Source organism: Desulfosarcina widdelii (assembly GCF_009688965.1).
Taxonomy (GTDB): domain Bacteria; phylum Desulfobacterota; class Desulfobacteria; order Desulfobacterales; family Desulfosarcinaceae; genus Desulfosarcina; species Desulfosarcina widdelii.
This window is the reverse complement of record NZ_AP021875.1, coordinates 123,920-139,953: the sequence shown is the minus strand read 5'-3', so window position 1 is coordinate 139,953 and position 16,034 is coordinate 123,920. Positions and strand designations below refer to the sequence as shown.

General features: G+C 45.8%; 15 protein-coding genes. 6 read left to right on the top strand and 9 right to left on the bottom strand.

Going from position 1 to position 16,034, the window contains the following annotated elements; translation table 11 throughout:
• Positions 1–96 precede the first annotated feature (96 nt).
• Both GN111_RS00685 and GN111_RS00680 read left to right on the top strand, forming a co-directional pair.
• Complete coding sequence (locus GN111_RS00685) at positions 97–939, top strand: SDR family oxidoreductase (protein ID WP_155301904.1); 843 nt, start codon at positions 97–99, stop codon at positions 937–939.
• 25 nt (positions 940–964) lie between these two features.
• On the top strand, positions 965–1,462 hold the full coding sequence (locus tag GN111_RS00680) for a hypothetical protein (protein ID WP_155301903.1): 498 nt from the start codon (positions 965–967) through the stop codon (positions 1,460–1,462).
• Positions 1,463–1,923: 461 nt separating this feature from the next.
• Here GN111_RS00680 and GN111_RS00675 read toward each other — a convergent pair whose 3' ends face one another.
• From GN111_RS00675 to GN111_RS00665, 3 genes are all read right to left on the bottom strand, one after another.
• Complete coding sequence (locus GN111_RS00675) at positions 1,924–3,039, bottom strand: IS110 family RNA-guided transposase (RefSeq protein WP_155301902.1); 1,116 nt, start codon at positions 3,037–3,039, stop codon at positions 1,924–1,926.
• 227 nt (positions 3,040–3,266) lie between these two features.
• On the bottom strand, positions 3,267–4,043 hold the full coding sequence (locus GN111_RS00670) for an SDR family NAD(P)-dependent oxidoreductase (RefSeq protein ID WP_197740475.1): 777 nt from the start codon (positions 4,041–4,043) through the stop codon (positions 3,267–3,269).
• A gap of 165 nt (positions 4,044–4,208) precedes the next feature.
• On the bottom strand, positions 4,209–5,714 hold the full coding sequence (locus GN111_RS00665) for a GMC oxidoreductase (RefSeq protein ID WP_170302064.1): 1,506 nt from the start codon (positions 5,712–5,714) through the stop codon (positions 4,209–4,211).
• A 446-nt stretch (positions 5,715–6,160) separates the two neighbouring features.
• On the opposite strand from GN111_RS00665, the gene GN111_RS00660 reads away from it, so the two are divergent.
• The 3 genes from GN111_RS00660 to GN111_RS00650 all read left to right on the top strand — a co-directional run bounded on the left by GN111_RS00660 (position 6,161) and on the right by GN111_RS00650 (position 10,456).
• Positions 6,161–6,964 carry a hypothetical protein gene (locus GN111_RS00660; protein ID WP_155301900.1) on the top strand — a complete coding sequence of 268 codons (804 nt, stop codon included), beginning with the start codon at positions 6,161–6,163 and terminating at the stop codon, positions 6,962–6,964.
• A 120-nt stretch (positions 6,965–7,084) separates the two neighbouring features.
• Positions 7,085–8,443, top strand: coding sequence for an ISNCY family transposase (locus GN111_RS00655; protein WP_155301899.1), 1,359 nt, complete (start codon positions 7,085–7,087; stop codon positions 8,441–8,443).
• 300 nt (positions 8,444–8,743) lie between these two features.
• The gene (locus GN111_RS00650; RefSeq protein WP_155301898.1) at positions 8,744–10,456 is read left to right on the top strand and encodes a hypothetical protein; all 1,713 of its coding nucleotides are present in this window, start codon (positions 8,744–8,746) and stop codon (positions 10,454–10,456) included.
• Between the two features lie 1,008 nt (positions 10,457–11,464).
• Here GN111_RS00650 and GN111_RS00645 read toward each other — a convergent pair.
• From GN111_RS00645 to GN111_RS00620, 6 genes are all read right to left on the bottom strand, one after another.
• Positions 11,465–11,983 (bottom strand): hypothetical protein, encoded by a 519-nt coding sequence (locus GN111_RS00645; RefSeq protein ID WP_155301897.1) that lies wholly within the window; start codon positions 11,981–11,983, stop codon positions 11,465–11,467.
• Entirely contained in the window at positions 11,974–12,525 is a 552-nt protein-coding gene (locus tag GN111_RS00640; protein WP_155301896.1) for an AHH domain-containing protein, read from the bottom strand. Before GN111_RS00640 ends, GN111_RS00645 begins: the two co-directional genes overlap by 10 nt.
• A gap of 1 nt (position 12,526) precedes the next feature.
• Positions 12,527–13,027 (bottom strand): hypothetical protein, encoded by a 501-nt coding sequence (locus tag GN111_RS00635; protein WP_155301895.1) that lies wholly within the window; start codon positions 13,025–13,027, stop codon positions 12,527–12,529.
• Positions 13,028–13,477: 450 nt separating this feature from the next.
• Positions 13,478–13,891 carry a hypothetical protein gene (locus GN111_RS00630; RefSeq protein WP_155301894.1) on the bottom strand — a complete coding sequence of 138 codons (414 nt, stop codon included), beginning with the start codon at positions 13,889–13,891 and terminating at the stop codon, positions 13,478–13,480.
• Positions 13,892–13,918: 27 nt separating this feature from the next.
• Positions 13,919–14,086 (bottom strand): hypothetical protein, encoded by a 168-nt coding sequence (locus tag GN111_RS00625; protein WP_155301893.1) that lies wholly within the window; start codon positions 14,084–14,086, stop codon positions 13,919–13,921.
• Between the two features lie 30 nt (positions 14,087–14,116).
• Positions 14,117–14,734, bottom strand: coding sequence for a hypothetical protein (locus GN111_RS00620; protein WP_155301892.1), 618 nt, complete (start codon positions 14,732–14,734; stop codon positions 14,117–14,119).
• Positions 14,735–14,922: 188 nt separating this feature from the next.
• Between GN111_RS00620 and GN111_RS00615 the strand changes: the two genes are divergently transcribed.
• The gene (locus GN111_RS00615; protein ID WP_155301891.1) at positions 14,923–15,804 is read left to right on the top strand and encodes a hypothetical protein; all 882 of its coding nucleotides are present in this window, start codon (positions 14,923–14,925) and stop codon (positions 15,802–15,804) included.
• Positions 15,805–16,034 lie beyond the last annotated feature (230 nt).

The following is a 16,034-nucleotide window of genomic DNA, read 5'->3' as shown; positions in this document are numbered from 1 at the left end:
CGAATTTTCTGGACAAGCTTTTTTCCGTAAATCCTTGACACCGGCGATCAAGAATGGTTATTCAACAGGCTCCGAGTACTCATATTTTTTTTCAATATGCCGAAATCTTTCAAGAATAAAACTGCCTACATTACCGGGGGTTCCAGCGGAATCGGCCTTGCTTTGGCCAAAATCTTGGCCACTCTGGGCGCGGACATCCTGCTGGTAGCCAGATCGGCGCAACGCCTCCAAGCAGCGCAACGGACCGTTGAACGCACCCGGCAATCGGACCGGCAAAGGATCGCTACCCTGAGCCTCGACGTAAGCAACCATGTCCAGGTTTACGAAAAAATGAGGGCCGCCGTTGCCGACTTTGGCGCCCCGGACATCCTGATTCTCAGTGCCGGCATCAATACGGCGGCCGACCATTTCGAGAACATCACCCCAGAAATGTTCACCGAGGTCATGAACGTCAATGTCAACGGGGTGCGCACCCCCATCCATGCCCTGCTCGGCCCTATGAAGGCCAAACGGGGCCATGTGGTCATCCTCTCCTCGGCGGCAGCCCTGTTCGGCATGTTCGGGTATACGGCCTACGCCGCCTCCAAGGGTGCACTGATGGGATTTGCTGAAAGCCTGCGCTACGAACTCGCGCCCCTGAAAATGCCGCTGACCGTCGTTTTCCCGCCCGAGGTGGACACCCCCATGAACGAAACGGAAGCCAAAACCCTGCCGCCCCAGGCAAGGGCGGTAAAGAACATGGGCGGTCTCCTGACTCCCGAATTCACGGCAAAAGAAATTGTCCGGGCCATCCAAAAAAAGTCCTACTGGTGCGTTCCGGGGCGCCGTACCCGCTTCCTTTACCTCATGCACAGGCTCTCCAACGGTTTTTTATCGCGTACCGTTACGGATCTTGTGATCCGGCGGGCAATTGGCAACGAAACAGCCAAACCGGGATGAATAATACCCAAATCGAGGAGGTACCATGGAACCGTGTTCGAAAGAATTAAGGGAACGGTACGATTTTTTCGATTTTCTCTTCTATACCTGCCTGTTGGCCGTTCCACTGCTGACGGCTGCCGTGGGGATCGCAAGAAATACGTTGGGAGGCCTGCTGGTGTATATCCTTCTGATAGTTGTTGCGGTAATTTTGGTCCTCAAATTCTTTTGCAGCCGCTGTCCTCACTATGCCCGTGAAGACAAACTGCTGCGCTGCATATTTTTCTGGGACCTGCCCAAGTTCTTTGCAGCGCGTCCGGGAGAACTCGATACCAGGGACAGAATCGTGACCTGGGCCGCTCCGGCAGCGCTGCTGGCCTTTCCCCTCATCTGGCTGATCCACGAACCAGACCTGCTGGCCATTTTCCTGCTATCTTTGGCAGGGTTCGCCGCCACCGTCCGGCGCCATGAATGCCACCGCTGTATTTATTTTGCCTGCCCCATCAACAAGGTTTCGGAGGAGATGAAGGGCAAAACCGAGTAAAAAGCTGCAAATTCTCTCGTTTCTCAAAAAAAATAGCCGCTTGGCGGTGTAATCTGCACAACGGCCTGTACATCTGGATGAATGTTCCCAGTGGGGTTGGGGCAAGGCCTATGGGCGCTGATATGGTTGACAGTTGTCAAGAGAAAAAATAACTCCCTGCCAACTGTTTTTCAGCGGTCCTTGTCAGTGCTATGTTCCAGGGCACTCAAAGGAGCGGAACCAGAGTTGCGACGGTTGATCACTCTGATATTCGCGGATTGGATACCGCATGACATAGCTTCGTCGTGGAGCTGCCTCGGTCTTGATTCGGGAGTTCGGCCAAACGACCTATCCAATAGTGCCCTCGAGGGTTCTCCTGACCGTGGTTGCGCCCCTGTAACTGCCCTGGAACGTTGTTGGATTTGTTTGTTAAATGATCTCCGTTAGATTGTTGCCAGTTGTTCTTTGATTATCTGTTTGGGTTAGTTGTTTGCCGGTACTTCAATTTCATTTGCGATTGCCCACATGAATCCGCATAGTTCCCGTGCAATGGCCGTTACGACAACTTGTTTCGCTTTTCCTTTGTTCCATAGTCGACGGTAGCGAGAGCAAAGCCGGAGTTGCGCCTTCCACGAAATATCACAGACGGATTCTGGCAGGCCTTCTTGTCGTTTGAGCAATGCCCGGCTGACCCGGGCCGGCAGCCGATATGCCCAGGCTGCCTCGGTCAGGACACGGCGGACATGTCCATTTCCAGCTTTGGTAATCGGACCGCGCTTTGTTTTTGGACCACTGGAGTGCTCCGACGGCACCAGACCCAGATAGCTCATCAGTTCGCTTGGTGTTTGGAACCGTTTCAGGTCGCCGATCTCGGCAACGGTCGTGGCCGCCACAATTGTTGAGACACCGCGCATGCTCTGAAGTGCCTGAACAATTGGGTACAGCTGCCATTCGGGCAGTAGCTGTTGGATTTGTTCGGTCAATCGTTGTGCGCGTTCTTTGCATTGATTCACGGTGCCGATATACTCTTGCAGGACGACCTGTTGGGACTGATGAGGCATCTTGATGTCAGACAGCCAGCGCATATGGGCTATGCTCCACGGCGATCCACCCGTATAGCGGATCCCACTGCGAAGGAGGAAAGATAGCAGACGATGTTTACTTCTTTTCTCGTCATTTTTTACATCTTCCCTGGCTCGGGTCAAATCCCTGATGGCTTCGTCTTCGGCACGGGGAACGTAGACAGCGGTAAGGTTGCCGGAACGATGCAGACGGGCCAGCATCAGAGCATCGCGACGATCATTTTTGATTTGGTTTCCACTGGGCTTGGGAATCCTGGATGGTGCGACCACATCACAATCGAATCCCTGATCGGAAAGATGGCGATAGATCTGATAGCCACAAGGACCGGCTTCGTACACAAAGTGTAGTCGGTTGCCCGTGCTGACCAGTTTGCGAACGACCTTGTCCAAGGTGGAAAGAGTGCCATCGATTTTACCATAATGACGCACTTGTCCTTTACGGCCTTCGTCAGCAATTGCGATATCAATGGAATTTTTATGGACGTCCATACCGATAAATGTGTTATGCTTTGTCATGACCTGCCTCCTTGATTTTGGCTCTGTGTTGGGGTTTATCAGACGACATCCAACATAACCCACGTTTGCAAGGATGGCAGGTTTTTTTATCCGGGATTGCTGCGGAGTCCAGCGAAAATCATCATGGCCGAGAATGGGCCCCTAAAAATGCTCGTCGGAGGTCATGATGGATTTTCGCGGGTTGCTCTCATAGATTCACCGTGTTGCTCGGTCTAAACTGTCAACCATTATGTCTTGAACTTGCTTGCGCGACGCCAGACCCAGTGTTGCATCTTACAATATAGGTTGGGCGCCAGAGCGAAAAAGAACTTCAAAAACTTGAACGAAATGGGTTCGTCGTAATTGGTGACCCATTTGCCGCTCTTTTGAAATTTTTCGACGTGCAGGGCGACTTTTTCCGCCGAGGGGGCGTTTTTGCACCGCTTGGCGCGGACCTTATGCCCCTTTTCGTTAAGGCGGTTCACCGGCGCCCAGGAGAGCGGCCCGTGAATGGCGCCGGGGCGGTAAAGACGCAGTTTGATGTTGGGATTGGCATACCCTAAGATCGGGCTGGTGCCCTGGATGAAATAGTGCAGCGCCGCCTTCGAGGCGTGGTATACCGGTCCGAAAGCCGAAGGACTGCCATCGGCGATGGACCCGATGGCGATGATGTCCATGGGTTTTTGCGAAGATTTGGAGGCCTCGAGGGCAAACACGGCTGGGAAGGTGTAGTTGATCGTCGTGATGGACTGGGTCACTTCGGACAATGGCTCGCCCATGGCGCCGATCTCCTTTTCGATGGCACCGGCGTTGAGATAGACGAGATCGGGTTCGATTTTCAGAAGGGTCAGGGCATCGTCGATGCTGCTTTGATCGTTGGTGATCACATGGCTGCACGCAGGATGCTGCGCAATGGATTGCCGTGTTGCGCCGTGGACTTTCCAACCACGCTTTAAATAAAGTTCTCCAAGGGCGCTGCCCAAGGTGCCCGTGATACCGGTGATGAGTACCTTCTTTTCCATCATATCTCAATTCCACCCATTACGTTCAATTGATACCGGCCTCGTCTCCAGCCGTTCCTTTCAATGAGATTCAGGATAGTGTCAGTGCTGTGTTAGAAAAATGTGAGGAACCGGTTGGAAGCGCTAAATCCACCTGGTGGTTGAACGCTAACAAATGCATGATCGGCTTTACAAAAGGCTGCCGATCACCCTCAGGGCATTGGCCATGATGGTCAAGGCCGGGGCAACACCCAGGGAGGTGGGCATGAAGCTGCCGTCGAGCACGAAAAGATTGTCCAAGTGATGAAGGCGGCAGTTTTTATCCAGGGCACTGGTGGCCGGATCGTTGCCAAAGCGGCAGGTGCCCACCTGATGGGCGACATGCAGCTTTTCATTTTTGGCGATCATGGCAAAGGTTAGACTGGATGGGATACGGCGCATGGCCGGCAGGAAACCTTTTTTCAACAGTTGTGCGCGGAGGACGTCATAGGGGTGGTAGCGATGCGTGATGGTTATCCGACCGTTGCGCAGCGCAACTCGGTTCGAGTATTGGGGCAGGTCTTCAATGGCACCGGCGAAAGTAATGTTGCGGGTCAGCGCCGGCTCAAGAAGCCACTTGGGCAGGGGAAGCGGCAATTGCTCCCGCATGGTCAGAACGCCGGGTATGGGCAATTGCTGGATATAACCCAGCTTGTGGGGCGCTGCATCGTCGGACAGATACAGGTCAGTGATGCCAAGCTGCTTAATGAACTCCCGGCCGGCACCGGTTCGGCGGGCGCACAGGGCCGTAAAAATCACTCCGAGGTGAAACATGTAGTTGCGACCGATGGCATCGTTTCCTCCTGTCAACCCGTGCTGCATCAAGAACGCCGGGCTGCCGATGGCACCACTGGATAAAATGAAAAGATCGGCAGCTACCCTATAGTTGCCAGCAGAATTTTTCAACTCGAGGCCGACGATCCGGCGCCCCTTGGATTTCACCGCGGTCACTTCAGTGTCTGTTAGCAATACGGCATTGTGTTTTTCAACTGCCGGAACGATGCAGCGATTCAGGCTGGAAGACCGGGCTCCGGGAGGACAGATGTAGCCCGGGCATGTCGAACAGCGGTCACAGGTGGACGGATCGATCCCCAAGGGGAGCGTGAACGGGCGCAGCCCCGCCTTTTCAAACGTCGCTTTCAGGGCAATGTTGGTGGGATGCAGCGGCAGGGATTCGGCGGGATAGGCCATGAACCGCTGCATCAGATGCGGGGTTGCTTGGCCGATTTCTCCGGCCACCCGGAAAATATTTTCGGCTTCGGTATAAAACGGCGCCATCTCCTCTTGGGAAACAGGCCAGTCCCAAAGGCTTCGATCCAGGTATCGGCCATAATACCGGCCCGGCGTGAAATCGCTTGGCCCCGGCCGCATCAGGCATGCCCCGTATAGGCTTGTGCTTCCGCCGGCAATGCCTCCGATGAACGGCCGATCCCTCAACCCACCGAAATCGAACTGCCGGTCGTCCGATGCCTGTTTTTCGATCTGCATGGCCTGTTCATCTTGAAAGGCCCGGGCATCGTCAAACCGTTTTCCCCGCTCGACAAAAAGGACGCGCTTGCCCATGGTTGCCAGCTTGTAGCCGGCCGTGCCGCCGCCAGCACCGGTGCCGATGACGATGGCATCGAAACGCTCGGGTATGGGATTGGATAGGGGCATCGGTCGATTAACAACAAAAAAGCCGCCTGGCGGTAAAACCCGCGCAAACGGCCCGTACATAGGGATGTAACATATATTTTTAAGTGGCGTCCCCAAAACGACGCCAACAGTATCATTGTACCATCAAATCGGACTTTATGCTCAGCAATAAAGCCTTGGATCCAAAAGGAAAGCGGTAGATACACACAATATTTTTCGATGTCAAGCGTTTTTCCCGTGGTTTGCCCCTGGAAACGATAATGTTCGGGTCAAATCAGTATTCTTAGAACGACTTAAAAAGAGGTGCGAAGCAGTCACCTACCCTATTCCCTTTGTATTTAAGGTAATTCTCTCCACCAACTCGTGCCGGTAACGGCCAGATACCGACGTTAAGTGCCCGTGGTTTGCCACTTGGCGACCATACAAAAACGTTAATTCTGATGCCTAAACTCGGTACGAGGTCAACGATGCGAGATATCCCATCAATCAAGTTCCCAGATGGATGCAAGACCGACAAGCAGAAATTTGAGTATGTTAGCGGCAAGATTCAAAAAGAGTTTAAATTGATCATGGAGGGCAACTTAGCGAAAACAGCCCACAAGATCAGGATGGGCGAACATTTCCTTGGGTTGAAAAAGTCAGTCAAGCAAAACAAGAAGAAATGGTTGAAAGCATTAAATAAATGGTTCCCCTACATAGACAAACAGTTGATTCAGAGATGTATGAGGATGGCAAAACGAATTGACATTGAGGCGTTCCCAGCCATCGGCTACCTGCCACAATGCCACATCTTAGACATCATCATTCACAGCACGAAAAAGCAGACCGTTGATCAGTTCCTTAAAAATCATGGCGTTGATCCAAAACCCGACATTACAGACGCAAAATCGATTGGAATGTTCCGATTGGAGGTCAACGACATGCTGGTTGAGGTTATTAAACGCCCGGGCTTTACCTATGTTGAGGATGATTACAACAACAGCAAATCGGATAAATGGGCACGCAGACAGCAGCGGATTGATGAACGTAAATGGATACGCCGTAAAGAAAAATTGGCGAAAAAGAAAGCAAAGGCCAGTGGGGAGTCCGTTGACGATGATATATCAGTTGTCCGTATTAAAAGTGCCACTCGTACTCTTACCCAAGGGCTCCAGCAGTATCTGAAAAAGGGCGATATCGACCATGCTAGGGAGGCGATGGCTAAGGATGAAATATATTTCCACGAATTAGAGCTATTATCTGGGCTACTTAGTGCCCATCCGGCAACGTAACCTGCCGTTATTGATAAAAAAAGCGCATTTTGCACTGGCTTTACTTTTCTCATTGTAGTATATTGAATGTCGCCAAACGTTCAATATCAATACAAAAAAAAGAAAAGGGCCAAACACAAAATGCGCGAAAAACATCAAAAACAAATGCTGCTTATCGATCCCCCAACCGGTCATCCCAAGGAAAAAGAGCTGGAAGCGATCAGCATTGTGCTCGATAGCACTCCTACCATTTGCGATCATGTACTGCAAGATCTCAACAAGGGAAAAATCATCAAGCGTCGAACCGGGGCTCGCGGCATGACGGCCGAGCAGATTATTCGTGCTGCGGTGGTGATGCGGCTTTACGGTTTCACATATGAAGACCTGGCGTTTCATATCTCCGACTCCAGGGCCTTGAGACGATTCTGTCGCATCGGCATCGCCGACAAGGGATTCAAAAAGTCGGCCCTCAACGCCAATATCAAAACGTTGTCGCCGCAAACATGGCAACGTATATCCGACGACCTTTTGGCCTGCGCTAAGGACGATAAAATCGAAAAGGGCAGGAAGGCACGGATCGATTGTACGGTGGTCGAGTCCAACATCCATAAGCCTCTCGATTCCGTGCAACTGTTCGATTCGGTGCGCGTGATCGCCCGTTTGTTGACCAAAGCCCGAGACGAATTCGGGATCAAGATCGTCTTTACCGATCATCGGCGCCGCGCCAAGAAAAGGATGATCGGTATCCAGTACGCCAAAAATGAGAAGCAGCGTATTCCCCTGTATAAAGATCTGCTCAAGGTCACTGGCAAAACCATCGGCTATGCCATCCGGGCCGAAAAGATCCTGGCACGACACTGCAGCGCGGACCCGCTTTTGTTGGGCTTGTTCGACGAAATCAGACACTATGGCGACCTGGCCCGGCAAGTATACGACCAAACCTATCGCCGGATCGTTCAAGGCGAAAGCGTCCCGGCCGGCCAGAAGGTGTTTTCCATTTTCGAAGACCATACGGACATCATTATCAAGGACCGCCGAGAGACACATTACGGTCATAAAATCTGTTTGACGGGCGGTGCCTCCAACCTGATCCTGGATTGCGTCATCTTGGAAGGCAACCCCGCCGATACGGAATTGGTCGAAACCATGCTCGACCGTCAAAAAAGGATCTATGGCCGCTATCCGTTGAAAGTCGCTTTGGACGGCGGTTTCGCCTCCAAAGACAATCTTGCCAAAGCCAAAGAACGCAGAATCAAAGACGTATGCTTTTCCAAAAAACGAGGCCTAAAAGAAGCGGACATGTGCCGCAGCGACTACGTTTACAAAAAACTTCGCCAGTTTCGTGCCGGAATCGAATCCGGCATATCCTGGCTCAAGCGCAGCTTCGGGCTGACCCGTTGCACCTGGAAAGGATTTCGTTCGTTTAAATCCTATGTCTTGTCATCGGTCGTTGCCGCCAATTTGCTTACGATGGCGCGCAAGAAACTGGCAACCGTTTAGAAACGGGATTTTCCGTTCGGCGCAACGACCCGATGGAAAGGTAGGCACGAAAAGAGCCTTTATGCACATATGACCGTAAAATAAGAGCGGCACCTTCGTAAGTACTTCTCAAAAAAGTAGCGCTCAATTTTTTGTTCCGCGAAGAGAACTCAAATACGCTGTTTCTGGACGGGCACTACTTAATCGAATATTCGATGATTTCGACTGGATTCAAGCGATTGATTTAACGCCGGCGGAAATAGACCTGTAGACGAAAAAAATCAAATTTGACGTTTTTCTTGATCGTGGAAAGATCATTATATGGGTAAAAACGGAAAAAAAAGCTACTACGGACGAGGGCGCTTTCAGAAAAAGTACCGCACTACCGATGCTTTGTACCGCTTTCTGAAAGATACAGTGGATGCCAAGCTAAGCAATGTACCGGACTCTGACCAGGGTTTGTACTATCGCTTTGTCGCTCACGTATGCGCATCAATGCTCATAGTGGATAAACACAGCGATCAAGATGGACCGTTTATACCAATCTACAGCGGGCTCATCAAACGTGAACTTGGTCGGGGTTTCAAGGTACACAAGTTAAAGGATGCCAATGTCATTGAAATTAAGCCTGAAAGCATCCAAAGAGGTAAGTCCCGGGAGTTCAGGCTTGTAGGAGACCTCTACAGAGCAGTCGTCAAATTGCCCTATGAAAATGTAAATCAGCGTTGGCGTGATTTATGGTTAAAGCGCACAGGGTCTGGTAAAAGATCTCCGATGGTCAATTTGATGACTGGTCAGCGGTGGCGGTCTCCGGTCATTAGCAGGTTCAGGTATGTCAACAAACATGGCGATGATTTTAATACCCCGACTTTAATACGTCGCAGCATAAAGGCGCTGCAACCCTTTCCTTTCAGGCCCAAGAAGGCTGGTACATTCGTCAATGCCCTCGAACGCAAAATGAAACACTGCCAAAGTGAATTTGATGAGGCTAAGCGTACCAGTGGGGAGGACTCGGTTAAGCACAAGGAAGCCCAAAAAAAGCTATCTAAAGCCAGGGGCCGGCTAAACAACTGCCGGAAAGCACAAAGCACTATCCTTGCCCAGTTCCCGGTATTGCTAAGCGATGCAGACGGTAACGATCCGGTCTACACGTACAAAGCGGCCTACACAATCCAAAAAGGTGGAAGATTATCCGAAAGAAACGGTGGCTTTCAAAGTGCATCAAAAGTTTTTAAAAACCTCTGTATGGCGGGTATAAATGGCCTCTACAACTATGATGTAAAATCAAGTCAAGCATACATTTTTCACCATGAGTTAGAGTATAGTGGAATAAAATGCCCATGGCTTTATAATTACGTAAACGGTACAGTTAACAGGGAAGACCTGGCTGAATCTGTGGGGCTGTCAGAGAGTAAGTGGAAAAGAGTGTTCTACTCATTAATAATGGGCACATTTCTTTGGAATAAAAAAGGCAAAATTTACAAACTAATAAGCAAGGAGAACGATTACGAAATACTAAGGATTAATAGGCATCTAAGAGCTCTCCATGAACACTTCAAGCCCTTGATCAAGGCAACAAATCAATGGGGTACATATCTCTACTATTGCAATGATAAACGCTACATATACAGGCACAGTGGACTAAAACACTGGAAAAACGCCTGCGGCATGAAGTTCAAAGAGAAAGGCTTACGGGAATCACCAAACAGCAAGCCAATATTGATAGACAGGTTGAAAGGAAACAAAGAGCTAAGAAAACCCAAACACATAGCATCTTGTAAGCGTGCGTTGTCTGCGTTCATGCTACAAGGCCAAGAGGCTGCTTTTATCCACCACTTAACCATATTGTGCAGTGAAGACGGCATCCCTGTTTATAAGAATGAGCACGATGGACTAATTACAGGCGATATTATACCTCAAAAGTTAATCACCATGGCTGGTGAACGTTCTGGGTTCGAGACACCCACTTTCGAGATTAAACCGATCGTCAGTAAGGAGAAGAAAGCTGAATTTGTTAAATACACTCGTACATAGGTTCACATACAGACAACTAACATTTAAGGCTATATCTGACACTATCAGCGTAACACGGTATGTATCATCACATGCACCACTACCGCCTCCGGCGGTACGACAGCATGACATGGTATCTATAGCTCCAGTACGCCGCAAGCGGCAACACCGTAAACCTAAGCTATAAGAATTGATATCTTAACTCTTATGGCTATATAGTTGTGCAGATTGAATCTGGCTGAATTGCTTCTAACCCTTTGTTCACCACTCCTATCTGTTGGTACATGGATAGCATTACCATATTGACGATTGGCAGAATTTTAATAAAGTTTGATTGTGGTTAAAAAGTGATCATAGAACCACAAAAAGTCGATCTTACCCTTCTCCAGCGTGACACCTGCAATACGCCATTATCACGATGAACGCATGCCATCATACGTGTAAGCAGCCGAAATGCAGGAGAACGGTCTCATGGTTAGTCAGAAAACGGAACAAAACTATTGTTGGACTATATTCTTGCGATGCCGTGAATATTGACTGCCGTTTTATCTAATTTTTGGCAGGTATGCTATAGCTCCTAACTTGAAATTGTGTACGGCTTGGTTGCTATCGTGTCTGGTGAATTACCGATATTACCAATCTCGGGTGCGACACCTGCAATGTGGCATTTTCACCGTTAACGCATGCCATGATATACGCAAACGACCGAAATACGGGAGAATCGGCTTAGAATTGGCCAGAAAGCGGAACAAATACGGTTGCTTGAGCCATATTTAGGCGAACTTACGATGAAATGACCGTAAATGGGGGCCATAAAGCCGTTGCATTGCTATTCATCAAGATTAGTTGACAGACTGATAGATGTCACATCCCCTCTACGCCATTTCAGCTTCGTACCAAATACCGCAACATGCTTGATCTTGCCTGTGGCTACAGAGGCATGCACATTGTTGGACAATCTTGGGGGTATTCTGCAATAGACTTGGAGGGTTTCTTCGCCACGTGGTATTTCATTTAACCAAACGTTAGTTAATAAATAATGAAATTTTTTTTTGGATACACGAACTTTTCGGAGTTTAGTTTTCCTTCCCAACCACAAACCCAAACACCTTCAATATACAAAGGTATTTGTGTAGTAAAAAAATCATATTCTGGCTTTAAATCTGATACAATTATTTCACCAACTGCACCTAAAAAGGGCAGTTTCGATGCGAACTCATCAACATCTTGATTAAGACTACTAATTAATTTTAACGCACTTTCTGAAGTGCTTAATGTTTTAATAAGCTTTTCATGGCATTTATTAAAACTTTTTTCCCAATATTTTAATTTCTTTTTTTCTGTAACGATAACTTGTCTGAAGGCCTCCCAGGCAACTGAACTTGCTTCTTCAAATGATTCTGATATCCAACATGATTGAGCGTTTTTTTTGCTATTTGCGTATTTCAAATTTTTGTTATCGAAAATGTAATTGCTTCCAATTCTACAAAACCAATCAATAGAACCAATTATCTCTATAAAATCTTCTATTCTATTTTTTAATACCATGGATCTGAAGCTCCATATTTATCATGCAATGGTGTTCCTGATTCTAATTTTTGTCTATATTTTTTTTGTATTTTGCTTACCATCCGTTTGGTTTCACTAACAGATGCATCAACCGGTATTTGATCTAGTTCCTGAGCTATTGCGGCAGTATACGATGGATGGCTGCCTCGGTGCAAAGGCAATTTTGGATCCAAGCCAGGTTTTGTAGGCAGGGCTATGCCGTTAGCTATTTCATCCATATCCATTCCGATTTTTTTTAAAGCTCTGTGGTTTTTCAATTGTACCGGAATGACATGATGTGCTGCCCATCCTTTTCTTGCTGCTATTCCAAGCCTGTTGGCCAATACTACGCTTGACCCGCCGGTCGTCTTACCGACACCAGTACCCTTTTTTACTGATTTCAGTTTTTTTGTAATTTGCTTTTTTGCATTGCTGAAGATACTGCAATGAGCTGTACTTGATGCATTGAATATCATACTAAATGTTAATGCAAGAGCGATGAAATAGGTCTTTACTATCCGGCTACCTCCGTTCAAAGTCATTCTAAAAAACCATTCCGAATATATTTACCAGTATTACAAACATCGAACATAAAAATACAATTCCTACCATCGCTGGAGGAATACCCGGAATACCACCAGCCATAGCACCTAACCATGCAAGGACTGCTAATATACCTCCACCTGTCAATGTAACGCCAATCCACCAAGCAACAAAATAGATAATACCAATAACACCACCTCCCGCTAAAACTTCCGGCAAATCAGGCATAATTGAGAAAAAGGCCCAAACTGGAAAATTTAGAAACCATGAGCGATCTTCCTCACTATTCAGCCAAAGTACAACTTTTACTCCATCATACCTTTCATGCAGCTCGTAATATCTGTCTAATCTATGATTTTTTACATAGTCGTTTCTTATACGTTCTTCCAAGGGAATATTATTGCTTCCACATCCTGTTAATATCAAAACTGGTAAAACGATAAGAAATATAAAACTTATTTTTTTTATATAGTTATTTAGATGAATGTTATCAATTGACATATATCCTCCTCATTAATTAACTATATAGAAAAAATAATCGAATCGTTTATCACGCTATTTTTTGTGAATTATTGATCGACTAATTCATGCTTACCATGTGGACTTTTAGAACAATTATGCCTAATAAAAATTGGATCATTCCCTTTTATGCCACAGTATTTGCAAAGATAAAAGTTAATATCATTTATTATTTCATGATGCTCATTTACCCGATTGGAACATAACCCTCTAACAAAAAATGAATTAGTATTTTTTATTCCGCAATATTTACAAACGTATTTACCAGAATCAGTAATTAGCAAATGTGTTTTGAATGGGCTTTGCACGCAGTTTGATTGCGCATACATTGAATTTTGTGTCTTGTTTCCACAATATTTGCATATATATTTCAAACTAATATCCTTTGATCCACAAAAATCTGTCTAATAATATTTATTTCCTAAAACTACATTATATAAATAGTCTAAATAATGCAAATAAAGCATGTATTAAACCACCAACTCCATCGATTACAGAGCCAATTGCAGCACCAATGTTTAAAGTAATTAAATCACCTAAAAAAACAACAGGCGTTGCATAAAAAAAGGCTGATAGATATAAGGAAGAGAAAAGTATTCCCCAAATAAAATTATTATTTCTGATACATTTTTTCCAATGCGTCATCCATTTATTGGCTAACTTTCTAACAAAAAACTGATTATGCTCATCTGAAGAAAGCGTTTTAAATGCAGGTTTTTGAGTCCAATTATCTATTTTTTGTTGTTTGTTTAAAGTGCTGTTATCGCATGACATTAAAAATATCGAACAAAAAGTAATTAAAATGATCACTGCTGGTAATCTTAGCATAAATACTTTTTTATCCATTGTTGCCCTCATAAATACTGATTCTATTTAATTGCCAATTTTAGCCGAACTTATTATTTTATAGTCGTTACCGTATAGTTGAGATAATTTCATTTTTGATTTCGCAACGGAATCATTTTTATCAAGAGCATCTATATGCATATTCCGTTGATCTTTTTTGGATATTATTTTATAAACAATACTAAATTTAGCCATATTTTCTCCTGAGAATTATAATTTTTGATTTTAGACGTGGTTGCCTAAATTAACTTGCATGGTTATGGCTTTAATATCATCAGGAATTAAGATCCTCATTTCATATTTTGTAATTAGCTCACCTGCAGCACCGTCACCAGCATCAAAACCAAACACAGCACCAATGAGAAGAGTTGCAAAGAAATTAACTGATGACGTGTGATCATTATTTGGATCAATCAGTCTGCAACCTTGATTATTACATTTAAAATATTGAAAATCACTTTGATCATAGGATGAAGGAAATATTTCTATTTTTTCCCAAAATAAAAATGATGACTTTGAAATATTATAACTTTTTCCATTAAAAACAATTTTCTTACTATTATTTTTTAATGAATTATGTGAAATTATTATTTTATTATTACCTTTGTCTCTGAAAGACATTTCAGGATAAATAACTTGCTCATTTTTATCTATCTTATATGATTCTATATCATCACAGTGATATACATTCTCAAACTTATTTTCTATGGATTCTATAAGTTCGCTCCGATGATCAGAAGCATCTTTACCACAACCTGTGATCATCGATGATACAAAAATGACCAGAAAGAAAACTAAGTTTTTCTTAAAAGAAACCGTTGGTTTATAGATATCTTCCAGCATTGATAACTCCTACTGTAAATCTAAAGGTTATTTTTAATTCAATATCGGTTTCTGTACCAAAAAAGTTTAATAAAAAATGTCAATATTGATTTAATCCATAATATTTATTGATGTTACGAATGTCAGCCTCCCTTTTGCCAGTTTAATAAATAAAAAAATCAACGTTTTAAACCGGCATGGAGGACAACATGGATTTATTCACAAAAAATGAACGTACAGTACATCCCGTCGTTGAATCACAGAACCAACTCGTTTTCCCAGAATACGATTCCATCGATGAGTTAGCCAAACAGATAAATTTGGCTGAGGACGCCGGCCACACTGTACAACCGCAGGCCTGCATCGAGATAGCCGTCCTGCTCCAAGAGACACGGAACCTGATGCAGAGCATTTACCGATCTGCTGCCTACTGCCGAACCTGCATGGCCGACGAGGACATTGAAAATTCATGCGAATGCAAGGAACCGCTCATAGGAATCAATCCAGACATCGTGGCCTGCCGGTTAACGGAAGCCGCTGTTGTTCATGGCTTTAATAGCCGTGAGTACCAGCTATTGAAGGGCCAACCGTCCATCGTTTGGATGGTTCAGCGTTCCTGCGAGGTAAAGGAGTTCCCTATGCTTAGCAACATTCTGCCACTGAGCCAGCTACAGTTCGAGTCTACGCTACTTAAAAGGTCATGCTGGCAAGCCTTTATCAAGGACGACAGCACACGAGTGGAAGCCGTCGATATGCTGAAATTCTATATATATCCGATGCTTGAGGGGAACGATAGGAGTCTCATTGATCTGGTGAAAGAGTATCTGCGGCGGTATATTGGACCATGGAATGGATTACAAAAGATTCCGGCTGAAATTGAAAAAGCAATGGACAGCCACCGGTTGTTCCAATTGATCATGCGTCGGGTGCATTTCGCATTAATTTTTCTGGCAGGTGATATCCAGCACAAAGATCTATTTACCAAGATTCACTCAACACAGCCATGGATAGCTGGCGGACCGGAACAGTGCGCTATGTGGTTACAGCGGGTGGCTGGAAGGGCATTGTCTATGGAAGGTTCAAATGTCTGATTCATCTTTTTTAAGATAGTCCGTTAAAACTGGAATGAGTGCCGAGCCTTCGCTTGACAGTATGGCATCGTAGCTTTTCAGAAACCATTTTTCTGTTGATGATTTGGCGATAACTGTATCACCCAAACTTCCGATTTTAAGCAGGCTACTTAGTCCTGGTGAGTACGAATGCTGTAGACCGGCCCTCGACTTTTTACGTTGGCTGCATTAACTTTATTTGGCATTTGGTG